The sequence below is a fragment of the Actinoallomurus sp. NPDC052308 genome, from assembly GCF_040679195.1.
In the GTDB taxonomy this organism is placed as follows: Bacteria; Actinomycetota; Actinomycetes; order Streptosporangiales; family Streptosporangiaceae; genus Actinoallomurus; species Actinoallomurus liliacearum.
This window is the reverse complement of sequence record NZ_JBFAUM010000009.1, coordinates 58,626-72,504: the sequence shown is the minus strand read 5'-3', so window position 1 is coordinate 72,504 and position 13,879 is coordinate 58,626. Positions and strand designations below refer to the sequence as shown.

12 protein-coding genes are annotated in these 13,879 nt (G+C 75.1%); 5 read left to right on the top strand and 7 right to left on the bottom strand.

Going from position 1 to position 13,879, the window contains the following annotated elements; genetic code table 11:
• Positions 1 to 3 precede the first annotated feature (3 nt).
• From AB0L00_RS22860 to AB0L00_RS22850, 3 genes are read left to right on the top strand one after another with little or no spacing between them, the layout of a single operon-like run.
• Positions 4 to 642: a TetR/AcrR family transcriptional regulator gene (locus AB0L00_RS22860; protein ID WP_364398831.1), complete on the top strand. Its 639-nt coding sequence runs from the start codon at positions 4 to 6 to the stop codon at positions 640 to 642.
• Positions 639 to 2,093 carry a long-chain fatty acid--CoA ligase gene (locus tag AB0L00_RS22855; protein WP_364437520.1) on the top strand — a complete coding sequence of 485 codons (1,455 nt, stop codon included), beginning with the start codon at positions 639 to 641 and terminating at the stop codon, positions 2,091 to 2,093. The genes AB0L00_RS22860 and AB0L00_RS22855 overlap by 4 nt, the downstream gene beginning before the upstream one ends.
• Complete coding sequence (locus AB0L00_RS22850) at positions 2,090 to 3,085, top strand: 3-oxoacyl-ACP synthase (protein ID WP_364437517.1); 996 nt, start codon at positions 2,090 to 2,092, stop codon at positions 3,083 to 3,085. The genes AB0L00_RS22855 and AB0L00_RS22850 overlap by 4 nt, the downstream gene beginning before the upstream one ends.
• A 28-nt stretch (positions 3,086 to 3,113) precedes the next feature.
• Here AB0L00_RS22850 and AB0L00_RS22845 read toward each other — a convergent pair whose 3' ends face one another.
• Complete coding sequence (locus AB0L00_RS22845; protein ID WP_364437515.1) at positions 3,114 to 3,722, bottom strand: helix-turn-helix domain-containing protein; 609 nt, start codon at positions 3,720 to 3,722, stop codon at positions 3,114 to 3,116.
• Between the two features lie 95 nt (positions 3,723 to 3,817).
• Between AB0L00_RS22845 and AB0L00_RS22840 the strand changes: the two genes are divergently transcribed.
• Both AB0L00_RS22840 and AB0L00_RS22835 read left to right on the top strand, forming a co-directional pair.
• Entirely contained in the window at positions 3,818 to 4,543 is a 726-nt protein-coding gene (locus tag AB0L00_RS22840; protein WP_364437512.1) for an SDR family NAD(P)-dependent oxidoreductase, read from the top strand.
• A gap of 134 nt (positions 4,544 to 4,677) precedes the next feature.
• Positions 4,678 to 5,406: a 2OG-Fe(II) oxygenase gene (locus AB0L00_RS22835; protein WP_364437509.1), complete on the top strand. Its 729-nt coding sequence runs from the start codon at positions 4,678 to 4,680 to the stop codon at positions 5,404 to 5,406.
• 12 nt (positions 5,407 to 5,418) lie between these two features.
• Here the strand turns inward: AB0L00_RS22835 and AB0L00_RS22830 are convergent, their stop codons facing one another.
• The 6 genes from AB0L00_RS22830 to AB0L00_RS22805 form a co-directional block, all read right to left on the bottom strand.
• Positions 5,419 to 6,066 (bottom strand): 50S ribosomal protein L11 methyltransferase, encoded by a 648-nt coding sequence (locus AB0L00_RS22830; protein WP_364437506.1) that lies wholly within the window; start codon positions 6,064 to 6,066, stop codon positions 5,419 to 5,421.
• A 161-nt stretch (positions 6,067 to 6,227) separates the two neighbouring features.
• Positions 6,228 to 7,406, bottom strand: coding sequence for a VWA domain-containing protein (locus AB0L00_RS22825; protein WP_364437503.1), 1,179 nt, complete (start codon positions 7,404 to 7,406; stop codon positions 6,228 to 6,230).
• On the bottom strand, positions 7,403 to 10,024 hold the full coding sequence (locus AB0L00_RS22820) for a DUF5682 family protein (protein WP_364437501.1): 2,622 nt from the start codon (positions 10,022 to 10,024) through the stop codon (positions 7,403 to 7,405). Before AB0L00_RS22820 ends, AB0L00_RS22825 begins: the two co-directional genes overlap by 4 nt.
• A 2-nt stretch (positions 10,025 to 10,026) precedes the next feature.
• Positions 10,027 to 11,109 (bottom strand): AAA family ATPase, encoded by a 1,083-nt coding sequence (locus tag AB0L00_RS22815; RefSeq protein WP_364437499.1) that lies wholly within the window; start codon positions 11,107 to 11,109, stop codon positions 10,027 to 10,029.
• Positions 11,110 to 11,250: 141 nt separating this feature from the next.
• Positions 11,251 to 12,759: a DUF5691 domain-containing protein gene (locus AB0L00_RS22810; RefSeq protein WP_364437496.1), complete on the bottom strand. Its 1,509-nt coding sequence runs from the start codon at positions 12,757 to 12,759 to the stop codon at positions 11,251 to 11,253.
• A gap of 73 nt (positions 12,760 to 12,832) precedes the next feature.
• The gene (locus AB0L00_RS22805; protein WP_364437494.1) at positions 12,833 to 13,825 is read right to left on the bottom strand and encodes an SWIM zinc finger family protein; all 993 of its coding nucleotides are present in this window, start codon (positions 13,823 to 13,825) and stop codon (positions 12,833 to 12,835) included.
• Positions 13,826 to 13,879 lie beyond the last annotated feature (54 nt).

The following is a 13,879-nucleotide window of genomic DNA, read 5'->3' as shown; positions in this document are numbered from 1 at the left end:
GCGATGGCCTGGCGCATCGAGGAGGAGCCGCCGCCCACCAGCACGCGCGGACGGCCGCTGTCGGCGAAGGGGGAGCGCACCAGGCGCAGCCTGCTGGACGCCGCCGAGCAGGTCTTCGGCGCCCTCGGTTACCACGACGCGTCGATCGTCAAGATCACCGAGGCGGCCGAGGTCGCGCAGGGCACGTTCTACCTCTACTTCGAGGGCAAACGGCAGATCTTCGACGAGCTCGTCGCCGACCTGAACCGCCGGGTGCGCCGCGCGATGTCCGAGGGCGCCCGGCAGGGCCGCACCCGTACGGAGGCCGAACGGCTCGGGTTCCGGGGCTTCTTCCGGTTCACCGCCGAGCACCCGGCGCTGTACCGGATCATCCGGCAGGCGGAGTTCGCCGCGCCGGACGCGCTCCGCCGGCACTACCAGGCGATCGCCGACGGGTACGTCGCCGGGCTGCGCGGCGCGATGGACGCCGGGGAGATCGCTCCCGCCGACCCGGAGGTCGTCGCGTGGGCGCTGATGGGCGTCGGCGAGATGATCGGCATGCGCTGGATCCTGTGGCGGGACGACGCCGAGGCCGGCGAGGTGCCGGAGCACGTCTTCGAGGAGATGTACGCCTTCGTCCGGCGCGGGCTCGGCGCCTCGTGATCCTCGGACGCTGGATCCGCGACCGGGCGCGTACGACGCCGCGCCGGACCGCGATCGTGTTCGGCGACGAGGAGATCACCTACGCCGAGCTCGACGACCGCTCGGAGCGGCTGGCGGCCGGGCTGGTCGCGCGCGGCCTCCGGCGGGGGGACCGGGTCGCGACGCTCACCGACAACCGGCCGGAGCACGCCGAACTCTTCTTCGCCTGCGCCAAGGCCGGGCTGATCCTCGTGCCGCTCAACGTGCGGCTGACCGTGCCGGAGCTGGCCTACCAGGTCTGCGACGCCGAACCGGCGATGCTGTTCGCCGCCCCCGGCCGTACCCTCCCGCCCTTCGCCGGGCCGGTGGCAGAGTTGACCCGCGAGAGCCTCGACGCGGTGGCGGCCGCGCCCGGCCCCGTCGATGACGAGGGCGTCGGCCCGGACACCGGGCTGCTGATCGTCTACACCTCCGGCACCACCGGCCGGCCCAAGGGCGCGCTGCTCAGCCACGCGAACTGCTTCTGGACGAACCTGTCCCTCGACCGGGGCTGCGAGCTGCGGGAGGACGACGTAGTCCTGCAGGTGCTCCCGCAGTTCCACGTCGGCGGCTGGAACGTCCAGCCGCTGCTCGCCTGGTGGAAGGGCGCCACCGTCGTGCTCGAGCCGGCCTTCGACCCGGGCCGCGCGCTGCGGCTCGTCGCGGAGCGCCGGGTGACCACGATGATGGGCGTCCCGGCGACGTACCAGTTCATGGCCGCGCAGCCGGACTTCGCCACCGCGGACCTGTCGTCGCTGCGGTGCGTGGTCGTCGGCGGCGCGCCCATGCCGGAGCCGCTGCTGCGCACCTGGCTGGAGCGGGGAGTGCGGATCACCCAGGGGTACGGCCTCACGGAGGCGGCCCCGAACGTCCTGTGCCTGCCCCCGGAAGAGGTCGCGCGCCGGGTCGGCTGGGCGGGCAGGCCGTACCCGCACGTCGACGTGGCGCTCCTCGGCCCGGACGGGCCCCTGACCGGACCGGGCCGCGGCGAGCTGGTCGTCCGCGGGCCGAACGTCTTCGCCGGCTACTGGCGGAACCCCGCCGCGACCCGGCAGGCCGTCCCGGACGGCTGGCTGCGCACCGGCGACATCGCCGAGCGCGACGCGGAGGGCTTCTACCGCATCTGCGACCGGGTGAAGGACATGTACGTCTCCGGCGGCGAGAACGTCTACCCGGCCGAGGTCGAGTCGGTGCTCGCGGGGTTTCCCGGCGTCGCCGAGGTCGCGGTCGTCGGCGTGCCGGACGGGCGCTGGGGCGAGGTCGGATGCGCCTTCGTCGTCGGCGACGTCCCGGTCGACGGGCTGCTCGCGCACTGCCGGGAGCGCCTCGCGGCGTTCAAGGTGCCCAAGCACGTGCGCCTGGTGCCCGCGTTGCCGCGATCGGCGGTCGGCAAGACGCTCAAGAACGAACTGCGCGCGGAGTTCGCCGGATGATCGGGCTGGCCGCCACGGCGTCGTACCTGCCGTCCCGTTGGATGCCGGCCGCCGAGATCGCGGGGCTCAGCGGCATCCCCGAGGACGTGCTCGTCGACCGGTTCGGCCTGCGCGGCAAGCACATCGCCGCACCGGACGAGCACGTCAGCGACATGGCGGCGACGGCCGCCCGCCGCCTCATGGCCGAGCGCGCCCTCCGCCCGGACGACGTCGACGCCCTGGTCTACTTCGGCTCGACGTGGAAGGACTACGCGGTCTGGCACGCCGCGCCGCGCATCGCCCACCTGCTCGGGCTGCGCCGGGCGGCGGTGTTCGAGATGGCGTACGTCTCCTGCGGATCGCCGGTCGCCGTACGCGTCTGCCGGAACCTCCTGCGCGCCGAGACGGAGCTCACCACCGTCCTCGCGGTCGGCGCCTCCCGCGAGTCGTCCCTCATCGACTACACCAACCCGCGCGTCCGGTTCGCGTACGACTTCGGCGACGGCGCGGTCGCCGCGCTGTTCACCCGGGACGAGGGCGCGGAGGTTCTCGGCTGCCACATGCTCACCGACGGCTCCTTCTCCGGTGACGTCATGGTCCCGGCGGGCGGCAGCGTCGCGCCGGCCGACGCCGAGACCGTACGCGGGCGGCGGCATCTCCTCGACGTGCCCGATCCCCGGTCGATGAAGGAGCGCCTCGACCCGGTCAGCCTGCCGAACTTCGTCGCGGCGGCGACCGGCGCGCTGACGCGCTCGGGCGTGGACCGCGCCGACTTCCTCTGCGCGCTGCACGTCAAGCGGTCCCTGCACGACGCCCTGCTCAAGGAGCTCGGCCTGCCACCGGACCGCGCGGAGTACCTCGACGACACCGGTCACATGAGCGGCGTCGACCCGCTCCTCGCGCTGGACCGGGCCGCCCGTGCGGGCCGTCTCGTGCCCGGCGACCACGTTCTCCTCCTCGCCGCGGGCACCGGCTACACCTGGGCCGCCGCCGTGCTCCGGTGGACCGGTTAGCCGCATGGCGGACGGCGGCGTCCGCGCGTCACTCCCGCGCCAGGGCCGGCACCGTGCCGGCGCCGGTGGCGTCGGCGCGCAGTCCGTCGAGGAAGAACGCCAGGTGCCGTTTCCAGGCGAGCGGTGCCACGTCCATCGATTCCCGGATCACCTGCGACATCGCCCAGACCAGCGTGACGAGGTCCTGCGACGCGAAGTCGGCCCGCAGCACCCCGTCGTCCTTGGCCCGTTCGATGATCCTCTCCGCCTGTTCGAACCCGCGGCGACAGGCCGCTTTCACCTCAGAGCTCATGGGGAAGCGCTGGGCGAGCGCGTCGTTCATTCCGCGGTCCGTCGCCTGCAACGTGAACAGCCCCTCGATGAAGCCGACGAATCCGGCCCATGAGTCATCGGCCGCCAGCGCGGTGGCGGCGATCCGCTCCAGCGCGCCCAGCCTCTCGGGGAAGATCACGTCGAAGAACGCCTCACGGGTCGGGAAGTGGTTGTAGAGGGTGCCGATGCTGACCCCGGCCTTGCGGGCGATCTCCTCCAGCGGTGCGTCCAGGCCACGCTCGGCGAACATCTGAGCAGCGGCCGCTAGAAGCTTGTCTCGGTTGCGCGCGGCGTCGGCGCGCAGCGGCTTGGCTCCGGTTGCCATGCCTTCCATCCTATGAAGTCGAGGGTGCCCTCAGATTCGTGCTAACGTGACCTTTAAATTGAGGAAACCTTCAACTTCTCTGGAAGGGCGCTCTCATGTCCGCACGCAAGACCACCGTGGTCGTGGGCGTCGGCCCCGGGCTCGGCATGTCCATCGCGCATCGCTTCGGCCGTGAAGGCCATGCGGTGGCGCTCATATCGCGCAGCGACCGCCGGCATGCGGGATACGTGTCCGCTCTGGCCGAGGCGGGCATCGAGGTCGAGTCCTTCGTCGCCGACGTACGCGACCGCGACCAGATCCTGTCCGCGCTGGACGCGGTCGCCGAGCGGTTCGACCGCATCGACGTGCTCTACTACGGGCCCGCCGCGACGGACCTGCGGACGCCTCCGGAGCCGATCGTCGGGATGGACACGGCGAGCGTCCGGGAGGCGATGGCCGCGGTGTATTCGGCCGTCGACGTGGTCGGCAAGGTGCTCCCCGGGATGATCGAGCGCGGCGACGGCGGTCTGCTCTTCGCGGGTGGCCTCAGCGCCGTCACGCCCATGCCCGCTCTCGGCGCCCTCGCGCTGTCCTCGGCCGCGCTGCGCAACTACGCCCTGACGCTGAACACGGCGCTGGTCGAGAAGGGCGTCTACGCCGGAAGCCTGATCATCGGCGGGCTCATCGAGCGCGGTGACATCCACGAGATGGTCGAGTCCCAGCGGGACCGGTTCGGCGACGTGGGGATCAGATCGCTGGATCCCGATGAGATCGCCGACACGGCCTGGACGCTGTACTCCCGACGTGACCGCCCCGAAGCGACGTTCAACGCCTTCGGCTGACTCATCCGGAAGGACGCGTCATGGCCGCCGCGCCGCGGATGGCGGTGCGGTGGGTGCCGCTCCGGGAGCCGCCTGCCGAACGTGACGTCGGAATTTCGCGAGTCCGGCGGGGCCGTCCGTCGCAGAGTGGAGGCATGACCTCGCAGATCACCGCCCCGGAGGTGAGGCGGCACGTCGACGCCGCCGACTGGGCGGCCATCGCCGGAGAGCTGGACGAGTACGGCTGCGCGCTGACGCCTCGGTTGCTGACCGCGAAGGAGTGCCGCGCCGTCGCCGGGCTGTACGAGCGGGCCGAGCTGTTCCGCACGACGGTCGACATGGCCCGGCACCGGTTCGGCTCCGGTGAGTACCGGTACTTCACGCACGAGCTGCCCGAGCCGGTCGCCGAGCTGCGCCGCGCCTTCTACCCGCGTCTGCTGCCGATCGCCCGTGACTGGGCGGCCCGGCTCGGCAGGCCCGCGCCGTGGCCCGACGACCTGGACGAGTGGCTCGCGATGTGCCACGACGCCGGCCAGGACCGGTCGGCCCAGATCCTGCTGCGCTACCGGGAGGGCGACTGGAACGCCCTGCACCGCGACGTGTTCGGCGAAATGGTCTTCCCGCTCCAGGTGGTCATCGGCCTCGACGAGCACGGCACCGACTACACGGGCGGCGAGTTCCTGCTGGTGGAGCAGCGGCCCCGGGCCCAGTCGCGGGGCACCACCACGGTGCTCCGGCAGGGCCACGGCCTCGTGTTCACCACCCGCGACCGGCCGGTCCGCACCAAGAGGGGCTGGTCGGCGGGCGCCGTACGCCACGGCGTCAGCACCGTGCGGTCGGGCCACCGCCGCGCCCTGGGCCTGGTCTTCCACGACGCGACCTGACCCCGCGCTCGGTCAGTGCGGGAGGGCGAAGACCGCCGCCGCGGTGACGGCGCGCTCCTCCAGGTTGGCGGTGCCCGCGACCTCGTACCGGGCCACGGCGGCCAGGCCGTCCGGCAGATAGGGCCGGAGGGGGTCCCCGAGCAGGACGTCCAGACCGCGTCGGCGCTGCGCGCGCAGGAAGGTCATCATGGCCTCGGCGAGGTCCGCGTCGTAGCAGACGTCTCCGGCGAGGATCACGTCCACTTCGTCGACGCCGCGTTCGAGGACGTCGTCGGCGAGGACGTCGACGTGCACGTCGTTGAGAGCGGCGTTGAGGCCGATGGCGGTCGCGGCGAGAGGGTCGATGTCGCAGGCGGTCACGGACCGGGCGCCCGCCAGCGCCGCACTGATCGCCACGAGGCCGGAGCCGCTGGCCAGGTCCAGGACGCGCCGCCCGGCCACCGCCTGCGGCTGGTCGAGGACGTGCCGGGCGAGGGCCTGGCCACCCGCCCAGGCGAAGGCCCAGAACGGCGGCGGGACGTCCGCCGCCGTCCGGCCACGCTGCGTCGCCTCCCAGGCCGCGAAGGGCTCCTCGGCCAAGTGCAGGGAGATCTCCGGAACCAGGGGAGGCGTCGAGATCCGGGTCAGCGCCCGGACCGTCGCGGCGTGGCCGTCCGTCACGGACGGCTTGGCGAACAGGGGATCACGTGACTCAGCCTATCCAGGCGCCGGCCGGCGAAGCGGCGCGGGCTCGCCGGGAGATGCCGATGAATGCGACGCGGACAGCGCCCTGCCGGGTCGCCCTGCCGGGTCGCCCGACCGGGCGTCCCGGCCAGGCCGTCCTACCGGGCCGGATCCGCCCGTTCGGGCCATTCCGTCAGGTCGCGGCCCTCGATGGCGGCGGCCATCAGATCGGGGAACGCGTCGGGCGTGCAGGCGAAGGCGGGGACGCCCAGAGAGGTCAGCGCGGCGGCGTTCGCGTGGTCGAAGGCGGGAGTCCCCTCGTCCGACAGGGCCGTCAGCGCCACGACCCGCGTGCCCGCGGCGGTCATGGCCGCGACGCGCTTGAGCATCTCGGCGCGGGAGCCGCCCTCGTACAGGTCGCTGATCAGGACGAGGACGGTCTCGCGTGGACGGGAGATGAGGCGTTCGCAGTAGGCCAGTGCCCGGTTGATGTCGGTACCGCCGCCGAGCCGGCTGCCGAACAGCAGCTCGACCGGGTCCCGCAACCGGTCGGTGAGGTCCACGACCGACGTGTCGAACGCGACCAGCGAGGTGCGCAGCGTCGGCATCGAGGCAAGGACCGCGCCCAGCACGCCGGCATGGACGACCGACGCCGCCATGGAACCGCTCTGGTCGACGCACAGGACGATGTCGCGTTCGACGGTCCGGCGCCGGCGGGCGTACCCGACGAGGTGGTGCGGGACGACGGTCCGGCGGGCCGGAACGTAGTGGCGGAGGTTCCCGCGGATGGTGCGGTGCCAGTCGATCTCGGAGATGCGTCGGGGGCGATGTCGCCGCGCGGACCGGTCGAGGGCGCCGTCGACCGCCGACCTCATGCGCCGCGCGAGACGCTCCTCCAGCCGGCGGACCACGGTGCGGACGACGGCCCGCGCGGATTCCCTGGCCCGCTCGGGCAGCACCTGGTTCAGCGACAGCAGGGTCCCGACCAGGTGGACGTCGGGCTCGACCGCCTCCAGCATCTCGGGTTCGAGGAGCAGCCGGGTCAGGTCGAGGCGTTCGACCGCGTCCTTCTGCATGATCTGGACGACGGTGGACGGGAAGAAGGCCCGGATGTCGCCGAGCCAGCGGGCGACCTGCGGCGCGGACGCGCCGAGCCCGGCGCCGCGGCCGCGCCGCCCGGCACCCCGTCCACCCGCGCCGTACACCGCTTCGAGCGCGGTGTCCATCGTGGCGTCGTCGCCGGTCAGGGCCGCGCCGGTGGACTCGGCCGCCTCGCCGCCGAGCACCATCCGCCAGCGTCGCAGCCGCTCCTCGTTCGCCTCAGCACCGGCGGTCATGTCCGCTCCCTCCCGTCGTCCGGCCGCGGCTTCCCCCGGCCGGTCGTCGCCGAGCGACCTCCCGGGCCGGAATCCGCCCGCGGCGGGCCGAGGATGTCGAGGACCGTGCGTACGGCCGGGGCGGCACGGTCGAGATCGAGGGCCTCGTCGTCGGCGGCGCCCGGGCCGGAGGCGGTTCCGATCCGGGCCACCCGTTCGCCGATGGCACGGCGCTCCGGCGCCTCGAAGGTCCCGAACGTCCGGCGGAGCAGCGGCAGCACGCCGGTGAAGGAGTCCGGCGGCAGCCCGGCGATCCAGTCGTCCACCAGACGCAGCAGCCGGTCGTCGTGGACGAGGATCAGCCCGCCGCCGGACAGGAACCCCTCGATCCAGGCGGCCGCGCGGGCCGGAGAGGCGCCGACCGAGACGGCGCGCGCCATCCGGCCGCCGACCCCGCCCGTGGTCCCGCCGACCCTGCCCGTGGTCCCGTCCGCCCCGCGCATGGTCCCGTCCGCATCGCCCGCGGTCCCGCCCAGGCCGTCGAGCAGCCCGGCGTCCAGCAGCAGCCGGGTGAGCCGTCCCTCGATCAGGCCGTGCAGCCCGGGGCGGTCGAGGAGGGCCCTCAGGGTCCCGTGCCAGCGCGCGGTGTGCTCGCCGGCGCCGAGAAGGGACAGCGCGCCGTGAACGTCGTCGACCCGGTCGAGCAGCGTGCGGGCCGCGTCGTCGGCGAGTCCGGTGACCTCGGCGGGCAGCCCGACGCAGACGCGCACGACGAGGCCGTCGACGACGGTGCGGAGCGGTTCGGCCGCGGTGCCCCGGACGTCCCCGTAGCGCAGCGTACGGACCAGCGCGGGCAGCGCCGCCATCAGGTGGGCGACGTCGGTGTCGGCCGCCGCCCGGTCGGCGAGCGCGGCCATCACGGCCGGCAGCGCGTCGCCGAGGTCGGCGGGCAGGCACTGCTCGGCCAGCGCGGTGAGGTCCGCGAGGCCGGTGGCCTCGGCGGCCAGCGCCCGCGCCCGCGCGGCCGCCGCGTCGCGTACGGTCAGGCCCCACGCGCCGGCCTCGACGAGCCGGACGTCGAACTCCGGTCGCCAGGCCAGCGTCCAGGTCTCCCGGAACGTCCCCTTGCCGCGTCCGGACGCGCCGGGCTCGCCCCAGGGGACGCCCAGCAGCCGGAGCCGGTGCAGCAACCGGCTGCGATCGAGGTCGACGGGCCGGCGCAGGTCCAGGTCGAGCTCCCTGGCGGACGCCGACGGCTGGAAGCGCAGCCGCCGTTGTTCGTCCCGCAGGTCCCGCTGCAGCGGCACCATCGGCGCGCCGTCCGGTACGGCGCCGAGACGCTCGCCGACGACCATGCGGCGCTGGATGAGCTCCAGGGGGAGTTCGGCGCCCTCGCACAGGACGGCGAGCGCCGCCTCGGTGACCTCGGCCAGCCCCGCCAGCGGCCGGTCGCGCAGGGCGGCGAGCGCGTTCGCGAGCCGTACGGCCTCGATGACGTGCGCGGACGACACGGGCAGGTCCTCCGCCCGCAGCACCGCCGCCGCCGCGGTGAACCAGCGCTCGATCGGGTGGTCGGGCGCGGTGAACAGGTGGTGGTACCAGCCCGGAGACGTGACGCCCGCGCCGTAGCCGGACCGGATCGCCAGGCGGCCGTACGACCAGGGCACCCAGGTCATCGCGACTCTCGTCGTCGGCAGCCCGCGCAGCGTGCGGTCGTCGCCCGCCGCGGTGGGCGCGCCGGCCGAGCGGGACGGGCCGAGCCCGGCGGCGATCGCGGGCACGTGCCAGGCCCCGCAGACGACGGCGATCCGCTCGAAGCCCTCCTTGAGCGCGCGGCGTACCGTCCTGCGCATGTACGCCTCGCGGCGCTCGTCCCGCCGCAGGTGGTCCTCCGGCAGGGCGGGCGCGTGCTCCCGGAGCGCGGCCATCGCCTCGGCGACGGCCGCGAACGGCGCGGGGCCGCCACCGCGGTGCTCGACCACGTCGTCCCACCAGCGTTCGGGGTCGTCGTAGCCGGCGGCCTCGGCCAGCCGGGCCAGCGGATCGAGCCGTACGGCCGGCTCCGATCCGCCGCCGGGCGGCCGCCCGTCCGTCCCCGGCTCACCGCCGGGACCGGGCGGTCGCTCGCCCGCCGCCGGAACCGTCCCGGGCGCGGCGGGCCGGGAACCGGTCGGCGCGTCCGGCGCGGGGACCGTCTCGGGCGCGGCGGGCCGGGAGCCGGTCGGCGCGTCCGGCTCGTCCGGCCGCTCGCCGGGCCCCGCGAGGTCCTCGGAACCCGCGGGATCGACGGCCGGCCCGTCGGCGAGCTGATTCGCGGCGGGCAGGTCGCAGAAGCGGACCGGCACCCCCGCCTGGAGAGCGTGCCGGATCGCCTGCCATTCGGGGCTGAACTCCGCGAACGGCCAGAACGCCGCCCGCCGTCCGTCCCCGCCGTCCACCGCGTGGGCGAGCAGCGCCACCGGAGGCACCATGCCGGGATCGGCGGCGAGACCGACGATGGCGTCGGCCTCGGGCGGCCCTTCGACCAGGACGACGTCGGGCCGCAGCTCGTCCAGCGCGCGGCCGAGCGCCCGCGCCGATCCCGGGCCGTGATGCCGGATCCCGAAGATCCGGACGCGCTCGTGGGCAGGGGCGGTCACGGTCAGGAGACCTCGCGGCAGGCGCGGTAGAAATCGCTCCACTCGGGGCGTTCGCGCACGACCGTCTCGAGGTACTCCTGCCAGACCACCCGGTCCGACACCGGGTCCTGCACGACCGAGCCGACGATGCCGCCCGCCACGTCGGCGGCCCGCAGCACCCCGTCGCCGAAGTGGGTCGCGAGGACCCGGCCGTTGGTGATCACCGAGATCGCCTCCGCGGTGCTCAGCGTGCCGCTGGGCGACTTCAGCCGGGTACGGCCGTCGGCGGTGCGGCCGGAGCGCAGCTCCCGGAAGACGGTGACGACCCGTCGGATCTCCTCCAGCCCGGCGACGGTCTCCGGCAGCTCCAGCGACGTGCCGATCTGGGCGACCCGGCGGGCGACGATGTCGACCTCCTCCTCGGTCGTCGCGGGCAGCGGCAGCACGACGGTGTTGAACCGGCGGCGCAACGCGCTGGACAGGTCGTTCACCCCGCGGTCCCGGTCGTTGGCGGTCGCGATGACCGTGAAGCCCTTGCGCGCCTGCACCTCGGTGCCCAGCTCCGGGACGGGCAGGGCCTTCTCCGACAGGATCGTGATGAGGGAGTCCTGCACGTCGGACGGCATCCGGGTCAGCTCCTCGATCCGCGCGACGGCCCCGGACCGCATCGCCCGCATCACCGGGCTCGGCACCAGGGCGTCCTCCGAGGGGCCCTCGGCGAGGAGCCGCGCGTAGTTCCAGCCGTACCGGATCGCCTCCTCCGCCGTGCCGGCCGTGCCCTGGACGAGCAGCGTCGAGTCGCCGCTGACCGCGGCCGCCAGGTGCTCCGACACCCAGGTCTTGGCGGTGCCGGGCACGCCGAGCAGGAGCAGCGCCCGGTCCGTGGCGAGCGTGGCGACGGCCACCTCGATCAGGCGGCGCGGCCCGACGTACTTCGGCGTGACGATCGCGCCGTCGGGCAGCCTCCCGCCCAAGAGGTAGACCGTGACCGCCTGCGGCGACAGCCGCCAGCCGGGCGGGCGCGGCCGGTCGTCCCGCTCGGCGAGGAGGGCCAGCTCATCGGCGAACTGGTGCTCGGCGTGCGGGCGCAGCACGGCCTCGGTCATGGAGCCTCCTTCGTCGGCCCCCGTGACCAAGGTGCCGTGTCGATTGATTCCCTCGCTCCGCTCGGTCATCGGTGCGGCTCCTTCGTCGGGGGGTGTTCCGTCGCCGGTCGTCATCGCATCCTCGTTCGTCTCGCGGGCGGGTCACCGGAGCTCTTCGAGCATGTCGTGCCGGAAGCGCAGCACGTCGGCGAGCTCGGACAGCGGCCGATGGCCGGGATGCCGGCGGGCGAGCTCGCCGATGCGCGGCGCGGTGGCCGGGGCGAGGCGCTCGCCGGCGAGGCGGCACAGGTCGGCCGGAAGCCGCCCGGCGGCGGGATCCGCCAGGGCGTCGCCCAGGGCGGTGGTCATCACGTCGGCCAGCGGTCCGGTCCAGGGCCCGGGGACCCGTTCGAGCACGGTGAGCCGGTCGGCGTGGCCCTCGATCCGGCGCGCCGCCGCGGCCGCGTGATCCTCGCGCTCCGCGTGGGGCAGGACGTCCAGCAGGCCGGCGAGTGCCGGAAGGTCGCCGAGCACGACGTCGCCCGCGAGCAGCGCCCGTGCCCAGGCGGCGTCCCGCTGTCGCGCCGCCGCGCGCGCCCATCCGAGGTGGACGTCCCGCCTGCCGTGCTCGTCCGGTGCGGACCGTGCGCCGGCGGTCATCGGCGGCGCGACGATCGGCAGCGCGGCGACGCGTGACGGAGGCAGGCCGAACCGCTCGGTCCAGGTGGACAGCGGCGTGCGGGCGAGGATCTCCCGTAGCCACCCCGCGCGGTTCCCGACGCGCTCGGTGGCGTGGTACGGGATGCCGTCGCGCAGCATGCCCTCGTCGTGCCGCTCCGGCGGAGCGACCACGATCCGCTCCGGGTCGCCCGGCGGTCCGGCCTCGGCCCGCAGGCAGGCGCGCGCCCGGTCGGTCATGCGCCGCGCGTACGCCGAGCCGGGGAGCCGGGCCAGCAGGTCGGCCGCGATGCGCCGCACCTCCAGGCCGCGGTCGTCCAGCGCGGCCTCGAGGAAGGCCTCGTCCGCGAGGGACAGCCCCCGCTCGAACGAGGCGAGGAACCGCGCCCGCTCCGAGGCGGGCTCGCGCGGCCACGTCGACGACAGCGTCGCGCGGGCCGCGGCCGGGTCGGTCGCCCGTGACCGCAGGAGGTGCGCGACGCGCTGCGCCCGGGTGCCGGTCTCCCACACCTCAGGGTCCTCGACCTCCTCGCCGCCGGCGGCCACGACGAGGTACGCCCAGTCGACGTTCTGCATGGCCAGCCAGACGCCCCGCCGCCCGGCGGCCCGCGCGATCGAGGGACGCAGGGCCCGGTCCGCCCGGCCCTTGTGCAGCAGGTCCGGGAGCAGCCGCGGCGGCACCCTGCGGCCGCTCCGGGCGGCCGCCTCCAGCCACTCCGCGAGGACGCGGGTGTGCTCACCGGACAGGATCCGCCGCAACCGGTCGGCCGCGGCCGGCGACACGACGGGTGCGGTCTCCGCCGGGGCCGGCGCGGTCGGCTCCGCGGTGACCGGCCGCCACCCCGCCCGCCTGCGCACCGTCAGCAGCGCCGCCTGGTCCAGCAGTCGGGCCGCCGGATCGGCCGGGCCGGCGGGCGCCTCATCGAGCGGCGGCACCGGCCGCCGTCGCGTCCCCAGGAGCGCGGCGCTCACGTGCTCGTTCCAGGCGCTCACGGAGCCACGGTCCCTTCTCCCGCGTGCCACGGGGAGGGCGGTACGGGTCCGCGTGGCGGCCGTCTCCGGGCGCTCACAGGATCACGGTCCCTTCGTCCGCCTGCCACGCGGACAGCGGCACCAGGCCGCGCGGGGACCACTCACCGGAGACGGTGAGCGGCCGTCCGCCGGAGACGGCCCACAGCCGCCAGACGTCGGCCGCGCGCAGCGGGAGCGCGGCCCCGTCCGCGTCGACCAGGCAGGGACCGCCTACCGCGTCCCGGGCGGGCCGTGCGTCGGCCAGCACGGCCGGCCACCGCTCCAGCCAGGGATCGCGGGCCAGCGCGTCGGCGTACTCGCGGAGCAGGCCCGCCACGGTCGTGCCGCGCGGCGGGCGGCGTACGGACCCGGCGTGGCGGGCGGCCACGAGCGCGCGCAGCGGCAGCGCTCCGGGGTGGAAGGCCAGCTCGGCGTCGAGCGTGTCGCCGACGGTGAGGGAGGCGTCCAGCGCCCGCCCCGGCGCGGCGAAGGACAGGACGAGCGCGGACCGCCCGGTGTCCTGACCGCGCAGCCAGACGCGGCGGGTGACGAGCCGGTCCTGCTCGACGTCACGGCTCCCCGCGACGTACCAGTGGTCCCGCACCGTGTCGCCGGCCAGGACCTCCTCCTGGCTCACCGTGAAGCCGACCCGCGACCGTACGGTGGCCCGGAGCGGCTCGGGCAGCTCGTCGCGGCGCCGGAAGGCCGTGACCAGCAGCCGCAGCAGGGCGTACTCCTCCAGCAAGCGCTCGGGCCGACCGTCGGCGGGGAGCGCGCCGAGCTCACGCACCCGGGACGCCGGCGCGCCGGCCTGGGCGTCGACCAGCCGGCGCGCGACGTCGTCCCACACCGAGAACGGGGCGCGGTGGTGGTGTGCGAGGCCCTCGGTCACCTGGTCCCGCAGCCACCGGTCGAGCTCCTCGAGCCCGGCGGCGACCCGCCGCTCGCGCTGCGGGGCCGTCTTCGGGGGCCCCGCCGGCGCGTCGTCGCCGGTGGCGTGCCGGCCGGGCGCGTCGTGCGTACGATCCCGCCCCACCCGTTCGATCACATGCTCGACGCTATCGGCGCCCGCCGACATTCGGGACGGACCTCCGCCGGCCCG

What these genes read in the sequence shown, in the direction of transcription:
- AB0L00_RS22845 (WP_364437515.1), bottom strand. Translation starts at nt 3,722, where the DNA reads ATGGCAACCGGAGCCAAGCCGCTGCGCGCCGACGCCGCGCGCAACCGA.
- AB0L00_RS22825 (WP_364437503.1), bottom strand. Translation starts at nt 7,406, where the DNA reads ATGACCGCCGGTGCTGAGGCGAACGAGGAGCGGCTGCGACGCTGGCGG.
- AB0L00_RS22840 (WP_364437512.1), top strand. Translation starts at nt 3,818, where the DNA reads ATGTCCGCACGCAAGACCACCGTGGTCGTGGGCGTCGGCCCCGGGCTC.
- AB0L00_RS22835 (WP_364437509.1), top strand. Translation starts at nt 4,678, where the DNA reads ATGACCTCGCAGATCACCGCCCCGGAGGTGAGGCGGCACGTCGACGCC.
- AB0L00_RS22815 (WP_364437499.1), bottom strand. Translation starts at nt 11,109, where the DNA reads ATGACCGAGGCCGTGCTGCGCCCGCACGCCGAGCACCAGTTCGCCGAT.
- AB0L00_RS22860 (WP_364398831.1), top strand. Translation starts at nt 4, where the DNA reads ATGGCCTGGCGCATCGAGGAGGAGCCGCCGCCCACCAGCACGCGCGGA.
- AB0L00_RS22850 (WP_364437517.1), top strand. Translation starts at nt 2,090, where the DNA reads ATGATCGGGCTGGCCGCCACGGCGTCGTACCTGCCGTCCCGTTGGATG.